Origin of the sequence: Rothia sp. HMSC078H08 (genome assembly GCF_001808955.1) — a bacterium.
Taxonomy (GTDB): domain Bacteria; phylum Actinomycetota; class Actinomycetes; order Actinomycetales; family Micrococcaceae; genus Rothia.
Genome location: NZ_KV795257.1, coordinates 240436 through 265137 on the forward strand (window position 1 = coordinate 240436; position 24702 = coordinate 265137).

Annotated in this window: 18 protein-coding genes and 1 tRNA gene; 2 read left to right on the forward strand and 17 right to left on the reverse strand. The window is 57.9% G+C overall.

Annotation, left to right across the window (positions count from 1 at the left end; all coding sequences use genetic code 11):
• Position 1: 1 nt before the first annotated feature.
• Together HMPREF2528_RS07795 and HMPREF2528_RS07800 are read right to left on the reverse strand one after the other, a co-directional pair.
• Positions 2–1945, reverse strand: coding sequence for a hypothetical protein (locus HMPREF2528_RS07795; RefSeq protein WP_070543665.1), 1944 nt, complete (start codon positions 1943–1945; stop codon positions 2–4).
• 151 nt (positions 1946–2096) lie between these two features.
• Complete coding sequence (locus HMPREF2528_RS07800) at positions 2097–4853, reverse strand: Z1 domain-containing protein (protein WP_070543667.1); 2757 nt, start codon at positions 4851–4853, stop codon at positions 2097–2099.
• Positions 4854–5145: 292 nt separating this feature from the next.
• Between HMPREF2528_RS07800 and HMPREF2528_RS07805 the strand changes: the two genes are divergently transcribed.
• Both HMPREF2528_RS07805 and HMPREF2528_RS07810 read left to right on the forward strand, forming a co-directional pair.
• A complete protein-coding gene (locus HMPREF2528_RS07805) occupies positions 5146–6303 on the forward strand; it encodes a DNA cytosine methyltransferase (protein ID WP_070543670.1) in 1158 nt (385 codons plus the stop codon).
• A gap of 21 nt (positions 6304–6324) precedes the next feature.
• Positions 6325–7503 carry a restriction endonuclease PLD domain-containing protein gene (locus HMPREF2528_RS07810; protein ID WP_070543673.1) on the forward strand — a complete coding sequence of 393 codons (1179 nt, stop codon included), beginning with the start codon at positions 6325–6327 and terminating at the stop codon, positions 7501–7503.
• A 111-nt stretch (positions 7504–7614) separates the two neighbouring features.
• Here HMPREF2528_RS07810 and HMPREF2528_RS07815 read toward each other — a convergent pair whose 3' ends face one another.
• From HMPREF2528_RS07815 to HMPREF2528_RS07890, 15 genes are all read right to left on the reverse strand, one after another.
• Entirely contained in the window at positions 7615–7887 is a 273-nt protein-coding gene (locus tag HMPREF2528_RS07815) for a hypothetical protein (protein WP_239662317.1), read from the reverse strand.
• 46 nt (positions 7888–7933) lie between these two features.
• Positions 7934–8932, reverse strand: a complete 999-nt coding sequence (locus tag HMPREF2528_RS07820) for a polysaccharide deacetylase family protein (RefSeq protein WP_070543675.1) — start codon at positions 8930–8932, stop codon at positions 7934–7936.
• Between the two features lie 318 nt (positions 8933–9250).
• Positions 9251–10651: a glutaminase gene (locus HMPREF2528_RS07825; protein WP_012903418.1), complete on the reverse strand. Its 1401-nt coding sequence runs from the start codon at positions 10649–10651 to the stop codon at positions 9251–9253.
• 388 nt (positions 10652–11039) lie between these two features.
• Entirely contained in the window at positions 11040–12014 is a 975-nt protein-coding gene (locus HMPREF2528_RS07830) for a cation diffusion facilitator family transporter (RefSeq protein WP_070506148.1), read from the reverse strand.
• A 112-nt stretch (positions 12015–12126) separates the two neighbouring features.
• Positions 12127–12199, reverse strand: a tRNA-Ala gene (locus tag HMPREF2528_RS07835).
• Between the two features lie 195 nt (positions 12200–12394).
• Entirely contained in the window at positions 12395–12832 is a 438-nt protein-coding gene (gene rsfS / locus HMPREF2528_RS07840) for a ribosome silencing factor (RefSeq protein ID WP_005505774.1), read from the reverse strand.
• A 66-nt stretch (positions 12833–12898) separates the two neighbouring features.
• Positions 12899–13951: a sulfite reductase subunit alpha gene (locus tag HMPREF2528_RS07845; RefSeq protein ID WP_070543678.1), complete on the reverse strand. Its 1053-nt coding sequence runs from the start codon at positions 13949–13951 to the stop codon at positions 12899–12901.
• Positions 13944–14693 carry a nicotinate-nucleotide adenylyltransferase gene (nadD, locus tag HMPREF2528_RS07850; protein ID WP_070543680.1) on the reverse strand — a complete coding sequence of 250 codons (750 nt, stop codon included), beginning with the start codon at positions 14691–14693 and terminating at the stop codon, positions 13944–13946. The genes HMPREF2528_RS07845 and nadD overlap by 8 nt, the downstream gene beginning before the upstream one ends.
• Positions 14694–15088: 395 nt before the next feature.
• The gene (gene obgE / locus HMPREF2528_RS07855; RefSeq protein ID WP_070543682.1) at positions 15089–16696 is read right to left on the reverse strand and encodes a GTPase ObgE; all 1608 of its coding nucleotides are present in this window, start codon (positions 16694–16696) and stop codon (positions 15089–15091) included.
• Between the two features lie 194 nt (positions 16697–16890).
• Positions 16891–17148, reverse strand: a complete 258-nt coding sequence (gene rpmA, locus HMPREF2528_RS07860; RefSeq protein ID WP_005505766.1) for a 50S ribosomal protein L27 — start codon at positions 17146–17148, stop codon at positions 16891–16893.
• Positions 17149–17189: 41 nt separating this feature from the next.
• Positions 17190–17501: a 50S ribosomal protein L21 gene (gene rplU, locus HMPREF2528_RS07865; RefSeq protein WP_005505764.1), complete on the reverse strand. Its 312-nt coding sequence runs from the start codon at positions 17499–17501 to the stop codon at positions 17190–17192.
• A 526-nt stretch (positions 17502–18027) separates the two neighbouring features.
• Positions 18028–21840 (reverse strand): Rne/Rng family ribonuclease, encoded by a 3813-nt coding sequence (locus HMPREF2528_RS07870; protein WP_070543683.1) that lies wholly within the window; start codon positions 21838–21840, stop codon positions 18028–18030.
• 581 nt (positions 21841–22421) lie between these two features.
• Complete coding sequence (locus HMPREF2528_RS07880) at positions 22422–22661, reverse strand: hypothetical protein (protein WP_005505761.1); 240 nt, start codon at positions 22659–22661, stop codon at positions 22422–22424.
• 349 nt (positions 22662–23010) lie between these two features.
• Complete coding sequence (locus HMPREF2528_RS07885) at positions 23011–23679, reverse strand: vitamin K epoxide reductase family protein (protein WP_070543684.1); 669 nt, start codon at positions 23677–23679, stop codon at positions 23011–23013.
• Between the two features lie 335 nt (positions 23680–24014).
• Complete coding sequence (locus HMPREF2528_RS07890) at positions 24015–24692, reverse strand: TenA family protein (RefSeq protein WP_070543685.1); 678 nt, start codon at positions 24690–24692, stop codon at positions 24015–24017.
• Between the last annotated feature and the right edge of the window lie 10 nt (positions 24693–24702).

The window sequence follows — 24702 nt, forward strand, 5'->3', positions numbered from 1 at the left end:
ATCAGCCCTCCATCTCAAAAATATAGGTCTTACCCTTACGCAGCGTAACTACCACAGACCCCTGGTTCTCCTCGGAATCTTCAGAACCGTCCCACTGCACATAAACATGCCCCACCTTTTGGGTGTCGTTAGCGTCAGGACCCCAGCCTTCGCTCCAAGAAGGCTCAAGGTCGTGAGAGTCTGTGTACTCCAGAGTCCTCTCATCGCCGGTTGCGATAGAAACCTTGATACCGATACGCTGACCAGCCTTCCAAGCGCTACTGCAGGAGAAGCTAATGAAATACTGCACGTAATCAGGGTTCTGCGGGTGAACGCCAGTCATCGCCGCAGACTCAATCGATACCGAGGCGCGACGAACAACGCCGCCAGGGCGCTTTTTATTTTTACCTTCGTCCTCTTCCGTCAGCTCAGTAATGACACCGCCTCCGGGGGACATAATCGGATTGAACCGAGCAAGCTTCTGAGAAATCTTCGACAAAGAACCCAGCGATCCACTATCGCGCTTAATATCTTTCGCTTCAAAGATACTCTTTAGACTCTTATTAATATTATTAATCGCATAAGTAACAATTCTCTTATACTCAGCATTTTCAAGAGATTTCGGATTCCATTCGTCATGAGCTGGGGGCTCAGCCTCTCGGAAGGCAACATCCATTTCAGCGTCAGGCTTGAAAACGCCATACCAAGTGGCCTTCGAGTCATCCAGGCCATTCACTTCTCGGTACTGGACGACTAATTCAGCCTCATTACGCATCAAGCACACAGTGTTTTGAGGATAGATTAACCCATCAGTGTTATTTTTGTACTCGCTTCGAGCAATCCTTAGATATCCAACATTGTAGGAATCCTTGACTCGCTTAATAACAAAGCTGTTATAGTAGAAAACACCAACAAATGAGTCAGCATCAATATTTTCTCTTTTAATTTCATCCATTTTCCGCACGTCAATAAGAGCTGCGCACAGCTGCTCAATTCCCTTATATTCAGGCTTATTCTTAAGGTTCTGAATCAAGACAGGGTCATTATTAATCCTAATATCCATAGACCTATTTCCATCTTCAACATCCAATTTGGGCCAAAGATGGCGCATCACGATATTTTGAATCTTTTCGTGGGAACGGTCAATAATTCGACCCGGTTCATCCGGAATCTTACCTTCATCATTATCTGATGCTTCCATAAGCTCTGCAGGCTTTGCATCAACAATAAGAATTGAAGTGCCAGTTTCTCCATCATTAAAGTGACGAGAGAAAATAGCCTCACCCAGCCGACGAGCAGGCTCTCCCGTCAGCGGGAGAATGTTATCCGTTCCATTAAGTGTGGGTCCCGCATATCCCCACCAATGGCGACCGGTATAGTTTCGACCGTCGTACGTATATTCTTTGCCAAGGGCAACAGCAATAAGTCGGTAATCAATCTCGCCAGTTTTGGTCTTAAAGGCAGACCAGTAAATAACGGACTGAGACTCGCTCATATTGAAAGCAGCCGTTTTACCGAAGCCATATGAGCCACCGTTACCTTGACCCTTGTTATCGCTACCAAGGTTCATCGTGAGGTTAACGAAGTTCTGGCTCTCCCCTTCCTCAACAGCTTCGTCGGGGCGCTCCGGACCGTCAAGACCGACCGTCCCGCGGTCCCAGAACTCCAAGAAGTAGACGTCGCCGCGGTTAAAAGTCTGATCGAGACCGGTGTACTTACTGTGGATTTCAAAACCAGCTGCAAATACCTCGTTCCGCAGAGTGTTCAGTACACCCTGATTGGCATACCGAACCAAGCAACCGAACTCCGGCATGTGCCCATCAAGGCGTGCATCCCACGAGTTCTGAGCCATCTCTCGGGTCACCAGAGCAAGCGGGGTCAGATTAGGGCGGCCGAGGGTACGCGAGGCTCCTCGAGCAGATATTGAACCAGTATTTTTAGGAAGGGGGAACCAGTCAAGGCTCACGATGTTATCTCCTTGCCCTGTAGAAATTTGGGCACTATTGAGTCGTACGGTGTGTGTTATGGGGGGTATAAAGCTTCGGGGTGGCATTATCCGGTGAGATGACACCCCGAAACCTATACCTATTTATGGGCGCTGAAGAAGCTACCTGAGGTTACTCGCTCTTGTAGTCGCCTTCATCATCGCTGTCAGCTGCTGCCAGAATCGAGCTGTTCTCATCCAGTTCTTCCTCGTCGAGATGCAGGTCTTCAACCGAATTAGGAACAACCGAAATGAAGTTACCGTAGTTGGAGCCTGCCACCTGAGGAAGCACAACCGCATGCAAGACAACCGGTGCCACTGCGTCAAGATCACGACGGCGGACACCCTTCTTTGCCTGGGAATGGGGGTTAACCACGTAAATTACCAGGAGCGGGACATTACCTTCCAGGTAACGCAAACCCAACTGCGCGGCACGGCTCTTGGCTGCCTTCAAAGCTTCGGCATCCGCGAACTTTCCGGCCTCAGCAAGAATCTTGAGGTCGACAATGGGGGTCTCACCAACAGCAAGAGCACCCAAATCAGCGATACCAGGCTCAGAGTTAACGTACGCGCTACGGGTTGCCATACGAATGTCCAGACCGGCAAAGTTCTGCTGCGGCATATCCTTCTGGGTACCGGAATAGATAACGACATTCCAGTCCTGGTCGGCGTACTTCTCAATCCACTCAACCAGCTTCTCCGGGCCAGCCTCATAGTGCGAGGAGTGAGCTTTGAAGTCCTTGAAGTAGGACAGCACCGCATCCACAGGCACGCCGGTGAAGAGGTAGCTACCGTTGTTCTTATCCTGCACTACCTCATGAGTGCTCGAGATAGAGCCAATGAGCGACTCGAATACCTGAATATTGTGGTTCAGGATTTCGGCGTTCTTCTCCTCGAAGCGAGTCAGCTGGTGGAGCTTACCACTGTAATCAACGCTGAGGGTCGTAGCGTGGTACATCTTGTTTCGGGCGGTAACCTGCAACGAACCGGGGTGAGTACGAATCTTCACGCCAACACTCTTGGGGGTGCTACCCACAATGCGGATCTCTTCACGGATTTCATCCTCGACACCGGCAAGGTGGCGATAGTCATCCTGAAGGTCCCTGGTGGTCCACAGACGAATCAAATCATCGTATCGAGGACGGAAGCCGAACCAACGACCCATCTGCAGAAGAGCGTCATAGGTTTTGCTCGTCCTGAGGTAGTAGGAGCTGATGAGACCCTCAAGAGTCAAACCGCGGGCAAGGGTATTACCGCCGATAACGACATAGGTAGCCGGTGATTCTGCGCTGTATTCCAGGCGCTCCTCCGAGGAACCGTTGTCCACGATGCACTTGGTCTCGCGGACAACCTGGCCCACAGCAAGCTTCAGCTCATCCCACGCGGGGTACGACTCATCGGGGCGGATAGCCTGCATACGAGTAACCTCTCGTTCGTACAGGTGCTGCATTGCCTCGTTCATCTCAGGCGTATCGTATGCCTTCTTCAGCTCGTCGATGTACTCCTTAACGACATCCGCAGCCTCGAAGTGAGTCTGTACCCTGTACGAGAAGTGAATCAACATCGAACTATGCTGCTTCTTTCCCGTACGAAGACGGCGAAGAGCAGTGGCAATCATAAACCAGTGCACTGCGTCCTTGAGACTGGGAACCATCTCCGGCTCGTACCTCTTACCGGCGCGTTCCTCCGTCGGCGTCGGAGGACGCAAGATTTCAGCTTCCCACTCATCGATATCACGCAACGCATCAATATTTGCACCATCATCAAGTACACCGTCCTCATCCTCGGTAGCCCACAGGGGGGTACCAAAAATACGAGATGCGCCAATGTAGCCCTTCGGGCGTTCCAGGGCATAAATAAAGTCGGAGGGATACATACCCGGATAGTGTTCGACAGTCTTTCCTTCAGGATTCTCAGGATCGTCAGAGTCTACATACTCGGTGTAGCGTTCATCATCATTGGGATCCATCAGAACATTCGCAAAGGGGGTAGCGGTGTATGCAACGTAAGAGCCCTGCTGAACCTGATCCCAAATTTTACGAATTCGCAGGTTAATACCGGAACATGCCTGGTCTTCCTTCGCGGTATTAGGGGTTGCCTGGTCCGACTCATCATCAATGATGAGCACGGGAGCGTCGTCCAGCAGACCTTCTCGGTTCGCAGCTTCCATCTGCTTCAGCAGATTCTTCAGACGGCTGGGGTTCTTCTTCACCACAGCAAAAATAACGTTGCTCTTGGTGCGCAGACCCGTTAGCAAAAGATCAGCATTCGGAGAGATATCACCCTCGATACTGGTCAGAGGGTAAACGCTCTTATCGGCGTCATGTAGGGAGGCCACGACATCGGCATTTAGGCGTTCCTGAGTCTGGCGTCGCAGGTTGTTGTACATACCCGCCAAGACAATGATGAAACGGTAACCCTCGTCAACCGCCTTGGTGATAACCGCCGAGAAGTTCGCGGTCTTACCGGACTGCACATAGCCGACAACAAGGCCCTTGTGGGTCAGATTCTTCGTCGCGGGATCGGCAAGAAGACCGACAACTTTACCGGATTCCTGGTGAATAGTGGACGTGCTATCCTCGCCAATCTTTGAAGTGAGCTTCTCACGCAGGTACGACCAGGCGCGGGTATCAGGCTTAGCGGCATCGTACCAGTGGTGGTAGTCTTCCTTGGCCGTAGCAGCCTCGTCGAACTCGCCCTTGGCGTTCGCGGCTTCACGTTCCTGAATGCTACGAAGTGCCTTCTCGTAGACAGGAACGATTACGTCTTCCGGAATACCCGCGGCAACCATACCGTCAATTACCTGGCGGCATGCATCTTCGTACGAGATGAGTTCCCGCGCAGCAGTATCGTAAATCTGCTGTTCCGGCTTGGAAATTTCCTCAGCCATTTTCTCCTCATTGAAAAATAGAGATGTGAGTGATTTACAGAAGCCGTTGATTAGCTTCCTCTGTGAGTTTAGCACTCGTTCTCACACGTCAGCATAGGTTTTCGTCATCGTGATGCACTATAAAACTACTAAAGCCAGATTGTTTTACTCCAGGCGACAAAATCTACTTGAGGTAGGATGCGAGCAGGACCCCCGGGCTGCTATTCTTAGAGGGTTTAAACCTGAATACATAGACGGTAATTCTATGTATCAACCGGCACCTGACACAGCACTATGACTTGCGGAGAACTTTATGACTGAGAAGCACTCGTCCCACTCCCCCACCATTTACAGGATGGGTGAACTCTTCTGTGGACCCGGCGGCATTGCCCTGGGCGCGCACAACGCAGCCGATAAGGTACCCGGAGTCAAGGTTGAGCACGTCTGGGCTAATGACTACGACCCCACGACTGCGGATACCTACCGCGAAAATACCCCCGGTGCGTCTGAAGAGACCGTCTACGTCGGTGACGTTCGTGAGCTCGATACCGACGCTCTGCCTCCAATTGATGGTTTTGCATTCGGTTTTCCCTGCAATGACTTCAGCCTCGTAGGAAAGCAGAAAGGCCTAGAGGGTAAATACGGCCCTCTCTATACCTATGGAATCAACGTGCTCAAGAGTCACAAGCCTGAATGGTTCGTGGCAGAAAACGTGGGTGGTCTCTCCGGTGCTAATGAGGGCCTTGCGTTCCCTTACATCCTGCGTGAAATGCAGCGTGCGGGGTACACCGTTGTTGCTCATAAATACCGCTTCGAGGAGTACGGTCTCCCCCAGGCTCGACACCGAATCATTATCGTAGGTCTGCGCGATGACATTGCCGCCAAGGGTGTAGCGTTCAAGGTTCCGGCACCCACCACTCCCGAGCCTTCGATGATGCGTACCGCTAAGCAGGCAATCACTGAACCGCCTATCCCCGAATGGGCAACCAACAACGAGCCGACCCGTCAGTCTGAGGTGGTGAAGCAGCGCCTCGCCTACATCAAGCCCGGCGAGAACGCCTTCAATGCGACCGATATGCCTGAGGAACTGCGCCTCAACGTGCGTGGCGCTAAGCTCAGCCAGATTTATAAGCGTCTGGACCCCAATAAGCCTGCTTACACCGTCACCGGCTCCGGTGGCGGCGGAACGCACATTTACCATTGGGAAGAGCCCCGCGCCCTCACTAACCGCGAGCGCGCACGCCTGCAGACTTTCCCCGACTGGTACAAGTTCATCGGCAGCAAGGAAAACGTACGTCGCCAGATTGGCATGGCGGTTCCTCCGGACGGTGCACAGGTCGTATTCGAGGCTCTCTTCAAGACTCTTGAAGGTATCCCTTACGAGAGCATTGAACCGAATATCGATGTAGAGAAGCGCATTCAGGCGATGGAAGATAAGCTCGAGGCAGACAAAGAGGACACTCTTTTCTAGGTAAAAGAAGGAATTTATCTCATGGAAATTTACTCGTCGCTCATGGGTGATAATCTAGCAGAACTCGTACTGCATTCTCCCTATCCTAAAGGTGACCGCGCTGGCCAAGAGCTGTGGGCAGTCACCGGTTACATTTCCCCAACCGCAGTCCTCCGTGCTCTTTACCAGGTAAAGTATGCCCCTACGAAACGATCCGGGGACGCCGCTGGTTGGGGTGAGCTAAGTAACTTCCGTCCGGGCCGACGCACCCCCAAGATTCATATTCTGGTTGGCATGGCACGCGATGGTGCGGTAAGCATTACGACTCATGAAATCTTCAAGAAATGGGTCAAGGCTAGTAATGGGTACATAGATGTCCGTTACCCGGATCCTCGTCTCTCTCCCCTGGTGCACACTAAGCTCTACGCTTGGGCGCAGAACGGCTCCTTCGATATTGCCTACGCTGGCTCAGCTAACCTTTCGACGGACGGCCTCAATATCGGTCGAGACGCTTCGGAATGCCAGCAGGAAAACATTCTTGTGCCGGTGTCCGTGGAGTATGCGAAGAAATATATCGATACACTTTTCGATGCTTCGCTGAGTTGCGCCGACCCTGTGGTTGATTCTCTCTTCACCTTCCCCGAAGCGCCCTCCGACATTCTGGCGAATAAGTCCCTGCCTCCGGTACCGCCTCTTCCCGAGCCTAAGTCGGAACGCGAGGAACGGTTGAAGGACTTCCCGTCCGTCAATCTTTACCTCTACAGCCGCCAGGGTAAGAAGAGCTCATCCTATAATGGTGCCGGAATTAATTGGGGTCTCCGCCCGAATCGATCCAATAAGGATGAAGCCTACTTCGGTGTTCCCGCAAGGGTTGGAGTTTCTAACTTCTTCCCTCTTAAGAACACTCCGTTTACCGTGTATTGCGATGATGGTGCAGAACTCCTCATGCGGGTTGCCAGCGGTTGGCGGCGAAGTGGAAAAGATATGTCTACGATTCATAACGGCGATTTGGGCACTTATATTCGAAAGCGCATGGGTCTTAAACCAGGAACCAAGGTTGGCATTCGCGAGCTACTCGATTATGGTCGCACCTACGTCACCATCACCCGAACCTCTGAGGGTAACTACTATCTGGATTTCTCGCCGGAGACGGCGGAACCCGATGAGTTTGCTCTGCAGGCTCCCGAGATTGTCAACGAGTTTTCTCATGAGGACGACTAGCGCCTGCCGGTTAGTGCCCCCCCCCCCAGATATAGCGATGCCCCCTCGCACTATTTCTAGTACGAGGGGGCTTCGTCATATCAGCCTAGTCTGTCAGCTCAGCCGGTGAGGTTAGCGCGGCTGGTAGGCGCGGGCACGCTCAGCACGAGCACGGCGCGCCTCCGCATCCTGCAGGACCGGCACCAGCATACGCACCACCTGGCCCATGCCACGCAGCACCAAATTCAGCCACAAACCCACAGACCACACCGCCGCCACACGCGGATGCCCCGTGCGCATCCACCGCACACCCAGAAAAGACAGCGAGTAATACAGCAGAAGCAGCAGCGACTCACGGAAGCGGTACACCTGCCGAAGAATAGGGTTCTGAGGAAGCTTCATCATGCCTCCCAGTATACCCACCGGAACCCCTCGCCGGGGCTCCCCCGCACTACCCGTAATAGTCGCGAATCGTCACCGTCTTCAACCCGCGCCGATCCAACAACGCCCGAATACGGTCCAGCTCAGACACCACACCCCGATAATTCAAATGCCCAATCACAATATGCTGAGCCAACGCATACTTCTCCGCATAGGCATACACCTCAGCCGAAGAAATATTAGACGAATCCGCCAACGACCCGTACCACAGAACCGGGCGCGTAAAACCACACGACGCCGCAGCCGCCAACACGCGCGCATCATAATACCCGTACGGCGGGCGGAAGTACGGCTTCGAAGACACCCCAAACAGGCGCCTAATCTCCTCATCATTACGGGTCAACTCCTGAACAATCTGCTCATCCGTCAGGCTCGTCAACGCCGCATGACTATACGTATGGTTCGCAATCTGCAACTGGCCGCTCTTCACCAGCGGCAACAACAGGTCACGATGCTGCCTAAACGCCGGGTACTGACCGTTGATAAAGAAGGTGAGGCGCGTGCCGGTACGGCGGGAAAACTCCGCGTAGGCGCGTACCACCTCCGGGTCGGCGCCGTCATCGACCGTCCACGCAATATACTTGCCCTCACCCGGCAGGCCAGTCTGCGGGCCAGTCCAGGCACGAGCTTCGGGAACCGGGTTCGACGAGGTCGCAGTCGCAGAAGCGGTCTTAGATGCCGCGGCAGTCGGGGATGGGGTACCCGTTGCGGAGCCAGATGCGGAGGGGGCAGCCGCCGAGCTTGCCGAAGGGGTCGAAGAAGGGCTCGCCGACGCACTACCGGACGGGCTGCTCGATGGGGTGTTCGACGGGGTACAACCGGTGAGGCCAAGACCCAGCACGCCGAAGCTCACCGCGCCCAGGCCAAAGGTACCAACGTGTTGTAAGAGTTCCCGTCGCCCCATGGAGGCGCGGGCAGAGGCGCCCGATACCATGTGGTCAGTAGCGGGGTTGACGATAGCGGATTGACGAGGAGCGATAGGTGTTTCTGGGTGTGGAACAGTGTTCATATTACGAGTGTATGATGAGACCACTGTTAGCTATCGAAAAATTCAAAATATTACTTAATGATTAACAACTGCGCCATTAAAGAACCTCTACGTACTTTCAGTCCCCTCACTCACCGAAGACCACGCTCAGCGCACTAAGCTACCCCCGCCAGGCAATCCAGGTACAGCTACAGCGCAAGGTGCAACTCTAGGTAAGTACAGCGAGGCCCCTCCCCCAGAACACGTTCACAACGCGCCCGGGAAAGGGGCCTCAATATATAAAGTTCACGCAATCGTACTGCCAAGTACGCAGATACGATCAAGTACGCGGAGAGAAACCTACTCAGTTTCCGAAGCTTCCGGCTGCTCCGCCTTAGCAGAGTCCAGCGCATTCAGTGCCTCCAGAGCCGCAGCCTCCGCAGCCTCTTCGGCGTCCGCCTCAGCCACACGCTCAGCATCCGACTCAGCAGAAGTCACTGCCGTCGGGTTCGTCAGAACCTTCACACCCATGCTGCGCAGCGCATCCGTATTCGTAATCGTCTCGTCATTATCAATCAGGTACACCTTGTACCCGTCATTCCTCAGACGACGCATCAGCTCCAGGAGCATGCTCTGAGCGACCTCATCCACCGCGTACACGCGAGTCACGTCCAGGGCGACCTTGGAACCCTCCATCGGGGCTTCCACAATCTCACGAATCACGCGCTCCACACCCGCAAAACGGATACGGCCCTGCAACTGAATCAGGCGCATAGACTCATCACCCGAACCGATCTGGTAGTTCGCGCGCAACGCCGAACGAGCCACCGTCGGCACATTCATCACGTGCATGCCCATGTCATCCGAGAACTGCTCGAACAGCTCCACACCGCGCACACTGTTACCGTGACCGTCCAGACGCGGCGAGAACGTCGCCACGCCCAGCTGACCGGGCACCGCACCAATAATGCCGCCGCCCACGCCGCTCTTCGCCGGCACACCCACCTGGGTTGCCCAGTCACCCGCAGCGTTATACATGCCGCACGTGAACATGACGCTCAGCACCTGACGCACCACAGTCTTAGGAACCACCTGCTCACCCGTCACCGGATGCACACCATAGTTCGCCAAAGTCGCCGCCATCAACGCCAAATCCTTAACCGTCACCATCAGCGAGCACTGGCGGGTATAACCCTGCACCGCCACGGTCGGGTCGCCGGTCAGGATGCCGTGGCCGCGCAGCATGTGCGCAATCGCGTAGTTGCGGTGCGCGTGCTCCAGCTCAGACTCGTACACGCGCTCGTTCACCGACAGGCGGCGGCCCGCAAACGCAGACAGACCAGAAATGACGCGCTCCATGCGCTCGCCCTGAGTCGCACCGGGAGGACCCACCAGCGAATGGGTGGTAATCGCGCCGGCGTTAATCATCGGGTTCAGCGGCTTACCGGAACCGTCCTCCAGGGACAGCTCATTGAACGGCTCACCGGAAGGCTCCACGCCCACCTTCGCAAGCACGTCATCATAGCCGCGGTCCGCGAGCGCCAGGGCGTACACGAACGGCTTAGAAATCGACTGAATTGTGAACTCCACATCGGAGTCACCGGCGGCGTACTGCTCACCGTCAACCATCGCAATAGACGCGGCGAGCTTGTCCGGGTCCACGGCGGCAAGTTCCGGAATATAGTTTGCCAACTCACCGGAGGTATCAGAAGCGACCGACTCGAGGGTCTCGGTCAGGTAAGTGGCAATAGGTGAATGCATAGTGTTCCGTATCTGCTGCTAATCGTGGTTGTTCTCGTCAAAAATCTATGGATGCGCCCGCCCGCTGTTCCGTTTCAGCTATTCCGTTTCAGCTGGGCTGAGGCGCTCATCGTTGCAGGCTACCGCGACTGCCAAACTAAAGAGCCAGCCAGCGGACCTGTCAAAGTGTGCGGGTGAGGAGCACCTTTTGCTCCCTAAAGAGTGTATCTTTTGCATAGTTGAGCCACCAAATATAACGGTCGCCTCTCCCCCGCTATCTCTGGTTCTGGTACCTGTTCTGGCTTGCTATTTCTGCTCTATCTACCGCGGCGGGCAGACCTGCCGGCGAAGCATGGGCAAAATCTACGCGAGGCAAAACCTACGCGAGGCAAAACCTACGCGAGCCAGCCTACGGGTGGCGAATCGAAGCCGGCTCACGACCACCCAGCTCGGCGGTCTCCAGCTGGAAGGTCGAGTGCTCAACCGACACCTCAAAATGGCTCGCCACACACGAACGGATATGGTCCAGAATCGTCACCGCAGAGCCGTCATGGAAGCATGAATCGGCAACCACCACGTGCGCGGTCACCACTGGCAGACCGGTCGCCACCATCGAGGCGTGCACATCGTGCACCTCTACAACGCCGTCAACGCGCAGCATGTGCTCACGCATCGCGTCCAGGTCCAGGCCGTCCGGGGTAAACTCCATGAGCACCGCCGTGGTCTGCTTCATCAAACGTACTGCACGCGGCACAATCAGCGCCGCAATGAATAGACCCGCCAGGGCATCCGCCTGGTAGAAGCCGGTCAGCCAAATCACGATAGCCGCCACAATCACGCCCAGCGAGCCCAGGGCGTCATTGAGCACCTCCAGGAACGCGGCACGCATATTGAAGTTCGCGTTCCTCGCCGTAGCCAGCACCGCAATACCAATAGCGTTCGCCACCAGGCCAACCACACCAAAGATCAGCAGCTCGGTGCCGGGCACCTCCGGCGGGGCGAACAGGCGATGCACACCCTCCACCGCCGTGTAGATACCCACCGCCAGCAGCAGCACCGACTGCCCGAGGGCGGCAAGCACCTCAATGCGGCGGAAACCCCACGTACGGCGGGACGTTGCCGGGCGCGTCATCAGCGAAGCCGCCGTGAGCGCCACCAGCAGTCCGGACGCGTCCGTAATGGCGTGCGCCGTATCGGTCAGCAGGGCAAGACTTCCGGTGACCAACGAACCAATCGCCTGCGCCAACACAATAACGACCGCCAGACTGAACGCAATCAGCAGGCGCGGACGCATCGAGGCGGCGTCCTCCGGGCTCGGGGCATGCGAATGGTCGTGGTGATGCCCGTGATGCCCGCCGTGGCCGTGATGTGCGTGCGCTCCCATGAGTGACTCCTCAACTATGAACTGTGTTGTTGACTATCGAGAGTTATCGGCAGATAGCAAAATCGCCCGATTCACAAGAACCGGGCGACAAGCTCCTCAACCGAGGAAAACGTGGAGATAAGGGGACTCGAACCCCTGACCCCCTGCATGCCATGCAGGTGCGCTACCAGCTGCGCCATATCCCCATATTCTGTTAGTGACCTCAACGAGGCAACATGAATATATTACACACACCACGGACAGCGATGCAAACCAGCGCACCCAAAAATCCAAAAAGTTCCCGGCGGGTAAGCCAAAGGCTAAGCAAGAAGGGCGGACCCCGCGGCACCATACAGCGCCAGCAGAGCCCACCCCTCATCAGCTAAAAATCAAGCAGAAGCCTATGCCTCATCCTGAGCGGGAATGATGCGTGCAGCATCTTCCTCAGTCTCACCCTCAATGTCGAAGGGAGCCTCGTTCTCAACCCCCAGCTCAATACGCGGGGCCTCAGCCCACAGACGATCCAGAGCGTAGAACTCGCGGTCCTCCTCATGCTGAACATGCACGACAATATCGCCGAAGTCCAGCAGAATCCAACGACCCGAGGAACGACCCTCACGGCGGACAGGCTTCAAGTCAGCCTGCTCACGCAGAGCGTCCTCAACCTCATCCGCAACAGCGTTCACGAGGCGCTCATTGTGGGCAGAAACCACCAGGAAGCCATCAATCAGACCCATCGCGTCGGATGCATCCACAGCGAACAGGTTCGTTCCCTGCTTCTCCTCCGCAGCGCGGGCGGCAATGCGCAGAGCCTCAATCGAGGACTGTGCAGCAGTCATATTTTCCTTCCTTGCCGGCAGAACACCCGCCGGCAGCACCCGCAACAGGGGTGCATTGTTCACGGCCTACTTAGGGCCAAAAATCATAATCAGACCAACAACGACCAGGGCGAGCAACAGCACAATCCACAGCCACGCCAGGGAGGCCTTCTGCGCAGGCTGCAGAACCTCTTCAGCCTTCTCAACAGCGCCCTTAGAAGCGGACTCCTTGGAAGCCTCAGCGGAAGGTACCGGAGCAGACTTGGACTCAGCAGACTTGGACTCGCCGTCTTCTGCGGCTTCCTCAGACTCTTCAGCGTCCTCGGTAACCTCTTCAACCAGAGCAGCCGACTCTTCGGGATCCTGACGATCCACCATGCGCTGCAGCAGCTCCTCCACCTCATCCGGGCTCAGAGCAACAGTCGGGTCGCCGTCCACCGAATCCACGGTGTCACCAGCGGAGGCGCTATCCAGCACGCTCAGGTCAAGACCCTGCGCGTCCACCGCGCTCACGCGGGTGGGCAGCTCGTCAGCAGACTCTTCAACCTCAGCAATCTCAACGGCTTCTTCCTCAATGGAAGCAACCTCGGTCTGCTCAGCCTCAACGTCAGAGCTGTCCAGCTCCTCAACCTTCGGCTCATCGCGCACCAAGTACTGGTGCAGCTCGAGTTCCGGCTTCTCCTCCTTAACCACGGCAATGACCGGGATCGAAGAAGTCATCGGGTTATCCACCGCGGAGGGGCTAGTCGCATCCACACGGTTCTGCGCGATCTCTTCGGGGCGAAGAACACGCAGGCTACTGGTCAGAGGAGCAGGCTCATGCAGCTTCTCCTCATCGTTCGCCTCAGTGTCAATCTTGCCCTGAGCCGCCAACGCCGCAAAACGACGCTGAACAGCCAAAACCTGCGGGTCAATAGCGTCCGTATGAATCACGGAGCCCATGTTCGCAACAGGCTTCGCGGGCTCACCGCGGCGGTTCGCACGCAGGTACTCGGCAACTTCTTCACGGTAACGGGCAAGACGGCGCGGACCCATCACCTTAGTAGGCGGCGGCACCTCAATGCCGTCCTCGGTCACGTACGTCTCGTAGAGGTACGCTTCGTCCTCGCTATAGGGCTTCGAACCCGTAGCTTCACTCATGTGTTCCCTCATTATTCGTCGATTGGGGTGCCTGCCCAGACTCATCCTTCACGCGGGGCAAGCCATCACGGTACGCCGTCAAGGCGTCCTTCTTGTACAGGCCGTACTTAGCAATGTACTGCACCACACCATCGGGCACCAGGTACCAGATGGGGGCATCTTCAGCTGCGCGGCGACGAATATCGGTCGAAGAAATCGCCATCGCAGGAATCTTCAGGGTCGTAATATGACGACCCTCTGCCAGCGGCGGATCCAGCTCATGATCGGGGCGGGTCACACCCACAAAAGTCGCCAAATCCCACAGCTTATGGGCATTGCGCCAGGTCATAATCTGGCTGATCGCGTCCGCACCGGTAATGAAGAATAGGTCAGCATCCGGGCGCAGGGCGCGCAGCTCGTTAAGCGTATCAAAGGTGTAGGTGGCGCCGCCACGGTCAATATCAATACGGCTCACCGTAAAACGAGGGTTCGACGCGGTCGCAATCACCGTCATCAGGTAGCGATGCTCAGCGTCACTCACGTGCCGCTCCCCCACCTTCTGCCAGGGCTGACCGGTCGGAACGAAAACGACCTCGTCCAGGTCGAACACGGCGGCAACTTCACTAGCCGCCACCAGGTGTCCGTGGTGAATCGGGTCAAAAGTTCCACCCATCACGCCCAGACGCACCCGACCGGGGGTACGCGGGGGAATCGACTCGGTGCTCGGGGCACCAAAATCAAGGTGAACAGGCTGGTCAGTCACAAATGCCGTCCTTGCTGGGACAGAGACCGCACCACGGCAACTTAAAGAGCCACCACAGGTGCGGATGCGGGCAGGTACACAGAAGGTACGCAACACCGAAAACGGTGCCCGCGTACATTCCCCTCTATGCTACCTGCTTACGGTCAAAAACACCGAAATGACGGGGGTGAGCTAAGCCGCCAGTGGAATACCCAGCCAGCACGCCCAACCACAAGTTCTCCACAGGCTCACCCGCGTGTTCTGACACGCACATCCGGCTCGAGCGGCAACCACAGAACCTACAAGAAAGCACCGCACGCAAAAGAAAGCGCCGCGCACCGGAGCCAAACCCCGGTACGCGGCACCACTCACTGTCTATGAAACAGCTGTCTAGGCAACAGCTAACGCTTCAGCTATTAGTCCTCGACGTTCGGCATGTCGATATTCTCGTCGACCTTGCCTTCCTTCAGCTTCTTGCGGTACTCAACCGACTCGGTCCACACGCCTGCAGCGCGCTCGGACTCCAGCTCGGCACGAGCCTCCGCCTTCGCGTCCATACGCTCCTTGTACTCCACACGCTTCTGCGCACGAGTCGGGCGAATAATCTCTTCCAGACGAGCGTCCGTACCACGCGGGGAGGACAGCAGCTCAGCGCCACCGACCATGGTCGGCTCCCAATCGAAGATCACCGAGTTGTCGTTCTCACCAATCACCACGGCGTCACCGGCACGAGCACCAGCCTTGAACAGCTCATCCTCAACGCCCAGGCGCGCCAGGCGGTCCGCCAGGTAGCCGACAGCCTCATCATTATTGAAGTCAGTCTGCTGAATCCAACGCTCAGGCTTCTCACCAATCACGCGGAACAGCGGCTCAAGGTTACGCTCCTCGCGGCGAATAGTGAACTCCTGCTTCTTCTTACCGCGGAAGCCCTTCGGGCGAACCACAGGAGCCTCAACAACCACGCGCTCCGCTTCCTTCTCGGCAGCGGCACGAGCCACACGGTCCTCCTCAACGAGCTGTGCCATCGCAAAGATCAGGGGCTTCAAACCCTCATGGGAAGCCGTCGAAATCTCGAAGACCTTGAAGCCCATCTCCTCAAACTCGGGGCGAACAAACTCAGCCAGCTCACGAGCCTCAGGAACGTCAATCTTATTGAGCACCACAATCTGCGGACGCTCATGCAGCGGCACGGTCACACCCGCAGTCGGGTCAACCTCATAGTTCTGTAGCTCGCCGCGAATCACCTCAAAGTCACTGATCGGGTCGCGGCCCGGCTCCAAAGTAGCGCAGTCAATCACGTGCACCAGAGCCGAAGAACGCTCCACATGGCGCAGGAAGCGGTGACCCAGACCGCGGCCCTCCGAAGCGCCCTCAATCAGACCCGGAACATCCGCGACGGTGTAGCGAACATCGCCCGCCTGCACCACGCCCAGGTTCGGGATCAAAGTGGTGAACGGGTAGTCAGCAATCTTCGGACGCGCCGCAGAAATCGCAGCAATCAACGAAGACTTACCCGCCGAGGGGTAACCCACCAGAGCCACATCCGCAATGGACTTCAGCTCCAGAACAATATCAGCTTCTTCACCGGGGGTGCCCAGCAGAGCAAAACCGGGAGCCTTACGCTTAGCCGAAGCCAATGCAGCGTTACCCAGACCGCCCATACCGCCACGGGCAGCAACATACTCGTCGCCCACACGCAGCAGGTCAGCCAAAACATTACCCTCGCGGTCCTTCACCACAGTACCCTGCGGCACGGTCAGAATCAGGTCCTCACCGTTAAAGCCGTGGTGCATATCGCCACGACCAATATCGCCATTCGGGGCGTGCTGGTGCGGGCTGTGGTGGTACTCCAGCAGGGTCGTGGTCTGGTTATCCACGCGCAGAATCACCGCGCCACCATTACCACCGTTACCGCCGTTAGGGCCGCCCAGGGGCTTAAACTTTTCACGTCGCACGGAGACGCAGCCGTTACCTCCGCGACCGCCAGATACATGCAAGACCACGCGGTCCACGAATTCTGCCACGGGTTCTCCTTATCTTGGAAAATCTTCACTTCGCCACCGCACGGCACACACCAATCATGCTGCGGATGCGGCGGCAGGCGCGACCGGGTTGGGGTGCGCCTCATCGTGGAGCCCAGCACAGGCGTCCACGGCATTCGAGGTCATAGCGAGAGGGGGTAGACTAACGCCTACCCCCTCTGCCCTAGCGGTGAGTATTACTCAGCTGCTGCCAGGATGTTAACGACCTTGCGGCCCTTGCGGGTACCGAATTCGACGGTGCCTGCTGCCAGAGCGAACAGGGTGTCGTCGCCACCGCGGCCAACGTTCAGGCCGGGGTGGAAGTGGGTGCCGCGCTGGCGAACGAGAATCTCGCCTGCGTTGACGGACTGGCCGCCGTAGCGCTTAACACCGAGGTACTGGGGGTTCGAGTCACGGCCGTTACGGGTGGAGCTTGCGCCCTTCTTGTGTGCCATTCTGTATTCCTACCTTAGGGTTTGAATTCCGGTCGTTTCGATTACGCGTTGATAGCGGTAATCTTGACGGTGGTCAGCTCGGCGCGGAAGCCCTGACGCTTCTTGTAACCGGTCTTGTTCTTGTACTTCTGAATAACGATCTTCGGACCGCGCAGGTCCTCAACCTTCTCAGCAACAACCTTGGCGGAAGCCAGGGACTTTGCATCAGCGGTGACCTTGTCACCGTCGACGAGCAGCAGCACGGGCAGCTCGATGGTGCTGCCGGGCTCGCCTGCAACACGGTCAAGGGTAACGAGGTCGCCTACGGAAACCTTCTCCTGGCGGCCGCCAGCGCGTACAATCGCGTATGCCACTATGGGACTCACTTTTCTCGACAACTTGCTTCTTGGATCTCACACGAATGAGCAACCTGCGCTTTCATTGCTGTGCGCCCTCCCCCGCCAGTCGAATGACCGCGAACAAGGAGGAACGGCCCGTGCGTTCCGGCGGGATTGCCCGCCGAAGCCAACACGCGAGGCTCACCGGTGGTGTCTCTCTCCCGCACGTTTCGACTCAGCCGAATACTCGACCACGCCGAAGACGATGCGGGTGGGAGCGGTGTCTCCCGCTGGCCCTGCGTCGATAGGGCTTCACTGAGATAAACACCAGTCCTTAAGGATACGGCATGATCTACGCGCCGCGCAATAGATAAATTTACGGATTATCCGCAGACACCACGTGATGCTCCTCTAATACTGCACCGCACTCTTAGTAGCGCCTTTAAAATGACGCAGCACACGCACAGAAAAAAATAGCCTCGGTAGGGAAGTTCCGGCTCGCCCTACCGAGGCTATCTCATATACACACACCATCGGAATTCCGATGATCGGAAGCTAAAGACTAATCGTCCTTACCTTCACGCTTAATGTCGGCAGCGGCAACGCCAATGCCGAACAAGACAGGGGCCGAAGCGTCATCAGCCACCGGAGCCACATCCGCAACAGAAGCGGAAGCAACCACGGAACCCTCAGCACGCTCGGAAGCGTCCACGGTCACGACCTGAGCACCGGCACCGGCGCTCGAAGCCGCACGGCGAGTGCGACGCTTACGCGGGGTCGAACCGGGCACCTGAGCCGCAGGCGTCTGATCCTCAACCGGAGCCTCAACCGCTGCGGGAGCTGCGCCCACCACACCGGTCACAGCCGGAGCACCAATCACGCCGGTCACAACCGGGCGAGACTCAGACTTCTCAATCTTATCAGCCTTTGCGGGCGCCTGCTCAGCAGCCTTCTCGGCGCGCTTCTCATCAGCGGCGCGACGAGCACGGCGGCGGGACGCACGCGGGGTCTCGCGGACATCCTCGATGCGCAGGTCCTCACGCTCAACACGCTTGGACTCCTGAGCCTTCTGCACACCCGAGTTTACCTCAGCGGAGGTTGCCTCAGCGTTCTGCTGCTCAGCGTTCTGGCGCTTCGCCGAACGATCCTCGCGGCCCGAACGGAACGACTCACCCTCAGTACGGGCAAGACGGCCAGCCTTCTGAGAAGCACGAGCCTTCGCCTCACCGGCACGAATCGCCTCAAAACGATCCGAAGAGCGGCTAAAGCGCGGGTCGAGCTCCGGATCAACGTGGTGCTCGTCCTCCAGCGCACCCGCGCCGGAATCCTCCACAGCGGCAATATCCGCATCGGTCAGCTCGCGGCGCTGGCGGTTACGAGAAGACTTCTTCTCGCCGCGCTTAGACGAACGACGCTCCTCAGAACGGTCCTCCGAACGCTCCTGCTCAGAGTCCTTCGAGGAATCCTCAGCGGACTCCTCCGCGCGGTCAAACGCACTTGCCAGCTGCTCCAGGGAGAAACCGCCCTGCTCGCCAATCCAGTTGCCGCCGGTGACCTCAGCGACCTTGTCCTCACGCTGAGCAACCTCGGCGTGAGCCTGCTCGCTGGCAGCCTCGGCAATACCCTGAATCTCCTGCTCAAGCGACAGCTCAGCGGTCTCCGCGCGGCGCGAACGCTTGCGGCGCTTACGCTTCTTGCGGGTCGAAGCGGTCTCCTCCGAAACGTCCTCGCTCTGAGCGGATGCGGCAGCCACCGCAGCCATAGCGTTACGGCGCTCAGCCTTCTTCGACTCCAGAGCATCCTGCTTCTGCTGGTCACGAGAATCCTCGCGGGCAGCGGCACGGCTACGCTTACGGTCATTACGCTCATGGCGGTGGATGTAATCCGACGCGCCACCGCTACGACCGCTCAGCGGCTGATCGTGAACCACCAGGCCACGACCGGCACAATGCTCACAGGGCTCCGAGAAGACTTCAAGCAGACCGGTACCCAGGCGCTTACGGGTCATCTGAACCAGACCCAGCGAAGTCACCTCAGCCACCTGATGCTTGGTACGGTCACGACCCAGGCACTCAATCAGGCGACGCAGAACCAGGTCACGGTTCGATTCAAGCACCATGTCAATGAAGTCAATGACGATAATGCCGCCGATATCGCGCAGACGCAGCTGACGGACAATCTCCTCAGCAGCTTCCAGGTTGTTCTTGGTGACAGTCTCTTCAAGGTTGCCGCCGCTACCGGTGAACTTACCGGTGTTCACATCCACCACGGTCATGGCTTCAGTACGGTCAATCACCAGCGAACCACCCGAAGGCAGGTACACCTTACGGTCCAGTGCCTTCGCCAGCTGCTCGTTGATGCGGTAGTGGTCGAAGAGGTCATCCGCGGAATCCCACTTCTGCAGGCGGGAAACCAGGTCCGGCGCCACGTACGTCACGTACGCCTCGATGGAATCCCACGCGTTCTCGCCCTGAACGATCATCGCGGTGAAGTCCTCGTTGAAGACGTCACGCACGGTCTTAATCATCAGGTCGGGCTCCTGGTAGAGCATCTCCGGAGCCAGCACCTTGCGGGAGTTAGCCTTCTCCTGAATCTCTTCCCACTGCGCACGCAGACGGTTAATGTCGTGGGTCAGCTCCTCCTCAGAAGCACCCTCCGCCGCGGTACGAACGATTACGCCAGCACCCTCGGGCAGCTTGTCCTTCAGAATCTTCTTCAGACGAGCACGCTCGGTGTCGGGCAGCTTGCGGGAAATACCGGTCATCGAACCACCCGGCACGTACACCAGGAAGCGGCCGGGTAGGGAAACCTGGCTGGTCAGGCGGGCACCCTTGTGGCCAATCGGGTCCTTGGTGACCTGCACCAGAACCGAATCGCCGGGCTTCAGGGCGTTCTCAATCTTGCGGGGTGCACCGTCCAGACCGGTGACATCCCAGTTGACCTCGCCCGCGTACAGCACAGCGTTGCGGCCGCGTCCAATGTCAACGAACGCAGCTTCCATGGACGGCAGAACGTTCTGAACCTTACCCAGGTACACGTTGCCGATCAGGGAATCCTGCTGGGTCTTGGACACGAAGTGCTCAGCCAGCACGCCGTCCTCAAGCACACCAATCTGGATGCGGCCGTCCTTCTGACGAACCAGCATCTGACGGTCCACAGACTCGCGGCGAGCCAGGAACTCAGCCTCGGTCACGATGTGGCGGCGGCGGCCCAGGGAGCGGGACTCACGGCGGCGCACACGCTTCGCCTCCAGGCGGGTAGAACCGCGCACACCGGTCACAGTGTTGGATGCGTGAGAGTCAGCCAGGCGCGGCGCACGCACCTTGGTGACGGTCTCAACGTCGTCATCAACGCCGCCCTCAATCTCAATATCTTCGGTACCGCGGCGACGGCGACGGCGACGGTGGCTCGTCACCTCAGCCTCAGCGGCAGCCTCCTCGCGGCGGCGCTCCATGCGCTCCTTACGCTTCTGCTCCTCGGCAGCGGCGCGGCGTGCCTCACGCTCCAGCTTGGCGGCAACAGCGAGCTCGCTCAGCTCCTCCGGCTCGGGAGCCATGAACAGCGGCATCGCACCCATGGGGGTACGCGAGCGCAGCTCCTGCAGCTTTTCGCGCTGCAGGTCGCTAATGGTCTTTACGGGCTCGGGAGCTACTTCAGGTTCCTCAGCTACGGGTTCCTCAGCTGCGGGCTTTTCTGCAGACTCTTCTGCGGCGGGTGCCTCAGATGCAGCTTTTTCGGATGCGGATTCCTCAGCAACTACAGCAGCCTCAGCGGGCTGCTCTGCGGCAGCCTCTTCAGCCTTCTGCTCAGTATCTTCAGCAACAGGAGCTTCAACGGCAGCCTCGGTCTTCTCAGCTTCCTCAGCCTTTGCGGGGGTTACGACCTCAACCTTGGCGGTCTCTTCCTTCACCTCAACGGCAGACTCAGCGGCGGGCTCAGCAACCGGCTCAGCGGCGGGAGCAACAACTTCCTCCACCTTCGCGGTTTTCTCGACGGTCTCGACCTTCGCGGTGTTCTCCACGACAGCAGGCTCAGCCGCCTTCTTCTCAGCAGCCTCAAACAGGCTATCCAGAGTAGAAGCAACCTCGGTCTCAGACGCAGCGGGAGCGGCAACCTTCGGTGCCGGCGCGTGCTTAGCCTTAGCGTTACGCAGGTTGGTCAGGCCAGCCGCAATCGCCTCATCCAGGGGAACCTCAGGAGCCTTCTCCTTCTTCGGGCGACCCGGACGGCGGCGCTCAGTACCCTGCTGGGCGTCAGAGCTCTCACGAACATTCTTACGCAGAGTTTCACGGGTCTCTGCAGAGGCGTTCTTCTCCTCCGCGAGGGCGTTCAGCGCCTCAAAAACCCCAAGTTCGACGTTCTTCTCGTCAGACATTAATCTTCTTTCGTTACACCCTGCTCCGCACCGCAAGGATTTTAACAGCGCGCATACAGCGCAAAGCCTAGTTGCTGCCACCGCGGCTCAAGCCTCACCCTACGGTGCGCGTTCATTGGCGCTACCGGGCACTATCTCGTTCAGTGCTTCTGCCGTAGGGGGCGAGCGGGCGGAACGCAGAGCGCGCCGCGACGGTCACAGCCACCTCGCTCTCGAGCACGGCACGCTCACACCCTTCCTGGGTGCTCTGCCGGTCTTCGGGTTTCTTCGCCGAGGCGGGCGGCCCGCGCGGTGCGACAGTTATGCTCCGCGGCTTATAGCCGGCGCTCTTCGGGTACTCTCCCTCGATGCGTTGGTGGGGATCTTTATGCGCGTGCGGGGCGCACAAGACACCGTGTTCCATTATACCCGGTAGAGGGTACCTCTAAGCCACCCCGCCCATCCTATCTGGGCTCCACCTCCCGGCAGGATACGCGGGGCACATTGCGGCGGGACACATTACGGCGGCCGTCTAGCGGGTACAGCAAAGCCGGGCGTGCCACTACGCACTACCCGGCTTCAAAAAACTTTCAGAGGAGGGGCTAGTCCAGACCCAGCTCCGCATCGCGCGCCTCACGAGCCTGCTGAGCAAGCTTCGGGTCGGTCGGCAGGTACTCCGGACCGGAACCGGTCGCAAACGGAACACCCAGAATGAAAACAAACGGAGAAACCACCAGCAGAATCACCCACAGCAGCGAGAAGTGACCGGCGGTCAGCAACAGCAGGGCAGTCAGAAAAATAACGGCAGCAGCGCCCATTGCGGCAATTCCGGCAGTCTTCACGGGTCTCCTCGAAGGGGTATCAAGAATCTAGTGTCCAGCAGAACGGCAGGCAGGTAACGCCGCAGGTGAACCCCGCGGACGGCTCCGACTGATGCCGCTCAAGAATATACCTGACCATTATACGCACCCGCGCCGCCTCCCCGCTGACCGCCACCGGCAAAGTCACCGGCACCTCCCCCCCCCCACTACCCGGCGCCCCAGCCCGGCGTATTCTGCCCGGCACGATCAGCCCGGCGTATTCTGCGCAGCCTCACCCGCCCGCAGACGCAACAACGCCCCGGCACCAACAGGCACCGGGGCGTTGCACGTTCGGGGCATCAGCCCTCAAACCAAGCTCAAAGATGAACGCTTAGCGCATCATATTCACAATGACCTCAAAGAAGCGGATCACAATAATGCCGAAAATCAGGATCAGCCACAGGCTAATCGCAAACCAGGACCAGCCGCGAGCGCTCTCACGCATCGACTGCGACGCCGGAATAACACCCGCCGAAATATTGCGGACCGTGGTCTTCACAAAAAGCGTGATGGTCATAACCCACACAATCATGCAGAACAGGCACAGCGCGTTAATCTGGAAGGTCGTCTGGTACCACAGCCACATAATGAATGCGGTTGCCGCAGCCAAACCAATGTTCATGCACACCCAGAACCACTTCTTGAAGCGTGCCCCCGCCATCATCGCGGCGCCGATAGTCACCACAATCGAGAAGCCCACCAGGCCAATGAACGGGTTCGGGAAGCCGAAAGCTTCCGCCTGCGGCGTGCGCATCACCGTGCCGCAGCTGAGCAGGGCGTTAATATCGCAGACCGTGGAGTGGCCGGCATCAATGTAAATCTGCAGCCGCTCATACACCAGAATCGCTGAAGAAATGAGTGCAATCAGGCCGGCGCCAACCAGCCAGAATCCGAGCTGTCGGTCTGAGTAGCTGCCCGGGGTTCCCGCATGCCCGTGCTGCGCTTCGTTCTCAGCCTCAGCGTGGGTGGGCTCGGTAGTACTCGATGCGGCGGTACTCATACGACTCCTTTAGATAGTGTTTTACGGTGATACTCACCGGCGCGGCATAGCCAGCACCCCGGAAGCAGTACCCCATTTATCCTAGCCTCTCACATTGCTCAATAGCACGCCATTAGCTTCTACATTTACTATATGACGCCTCAGATCATGCAAATAGGCGCGTTTTTGTGACGTACCTTAAACACAAAAGCCCCGGAAGGAGCCCGCAACGTAGCGGCGGGCGGGACCTTCCGGGGCATGGTGCGCATGTTTTCTATGGCATTCGCCTCATCGACGCGCGGCGGCTCCCACGGCAACTACCGTGGAGCGCACAGACGGCACGTGAGGGCAGTGCGTTAGGGCAGCGGGTGGGTGTACGACTCATCAAAGAACAGCTGCTCCAGCTCCACCGCGCGGCTAAAGAACTCGCGGGCAGCCTGCGCATCCGACGGGCCCACACGGTCCAGTTCGCGGCGCAGGAAATCAACCAGCTCACGAAACTCCGGGTAGTCGTGAAGGCTAATCCACTCGTGGTGCACAAAAGATTCAGGACGCTTGGCGGGAGCCTTCGACGCCCAATCCAGGTACAGGCCCTCGCAAACCACCAGCACCGACAGGATCGCCGCGTAGCTGCCGCTAGCCGCCGCGTCGAGGAAGAGACGCTTGAAGCCGGTGGTCGCCTCCGTATCGGGCATGGAATCACGCTGATGCTCAGTCACGCCGAGAGTTTCAAAACAACGCAGGAAGTAGGTGTTCTCATCGCCCGCAATCTCGCCGGCAAACTGCGCCAAGCGCAGGCGACCCGCGAGAGTATCAGCGTTAGCAATCGCGCCACCAATCAGGGCGAGGAAGGTATCGAGGAAACGGTAGTCCTGCACCAGGTACCCCGCCATGACCTGCGGGGCGATCGAGCCGTCAAAAAGCTCAGCAACAAAGCGGTGATTCGTGGCGGAAAGCCAGGTGTCGAGGTTCTCCTGGCGTAGGGACTCGGTGAACGAATCGGTGCCGATCAAATCGGTGAAGGGTGCGGGCATGATGGGTGCC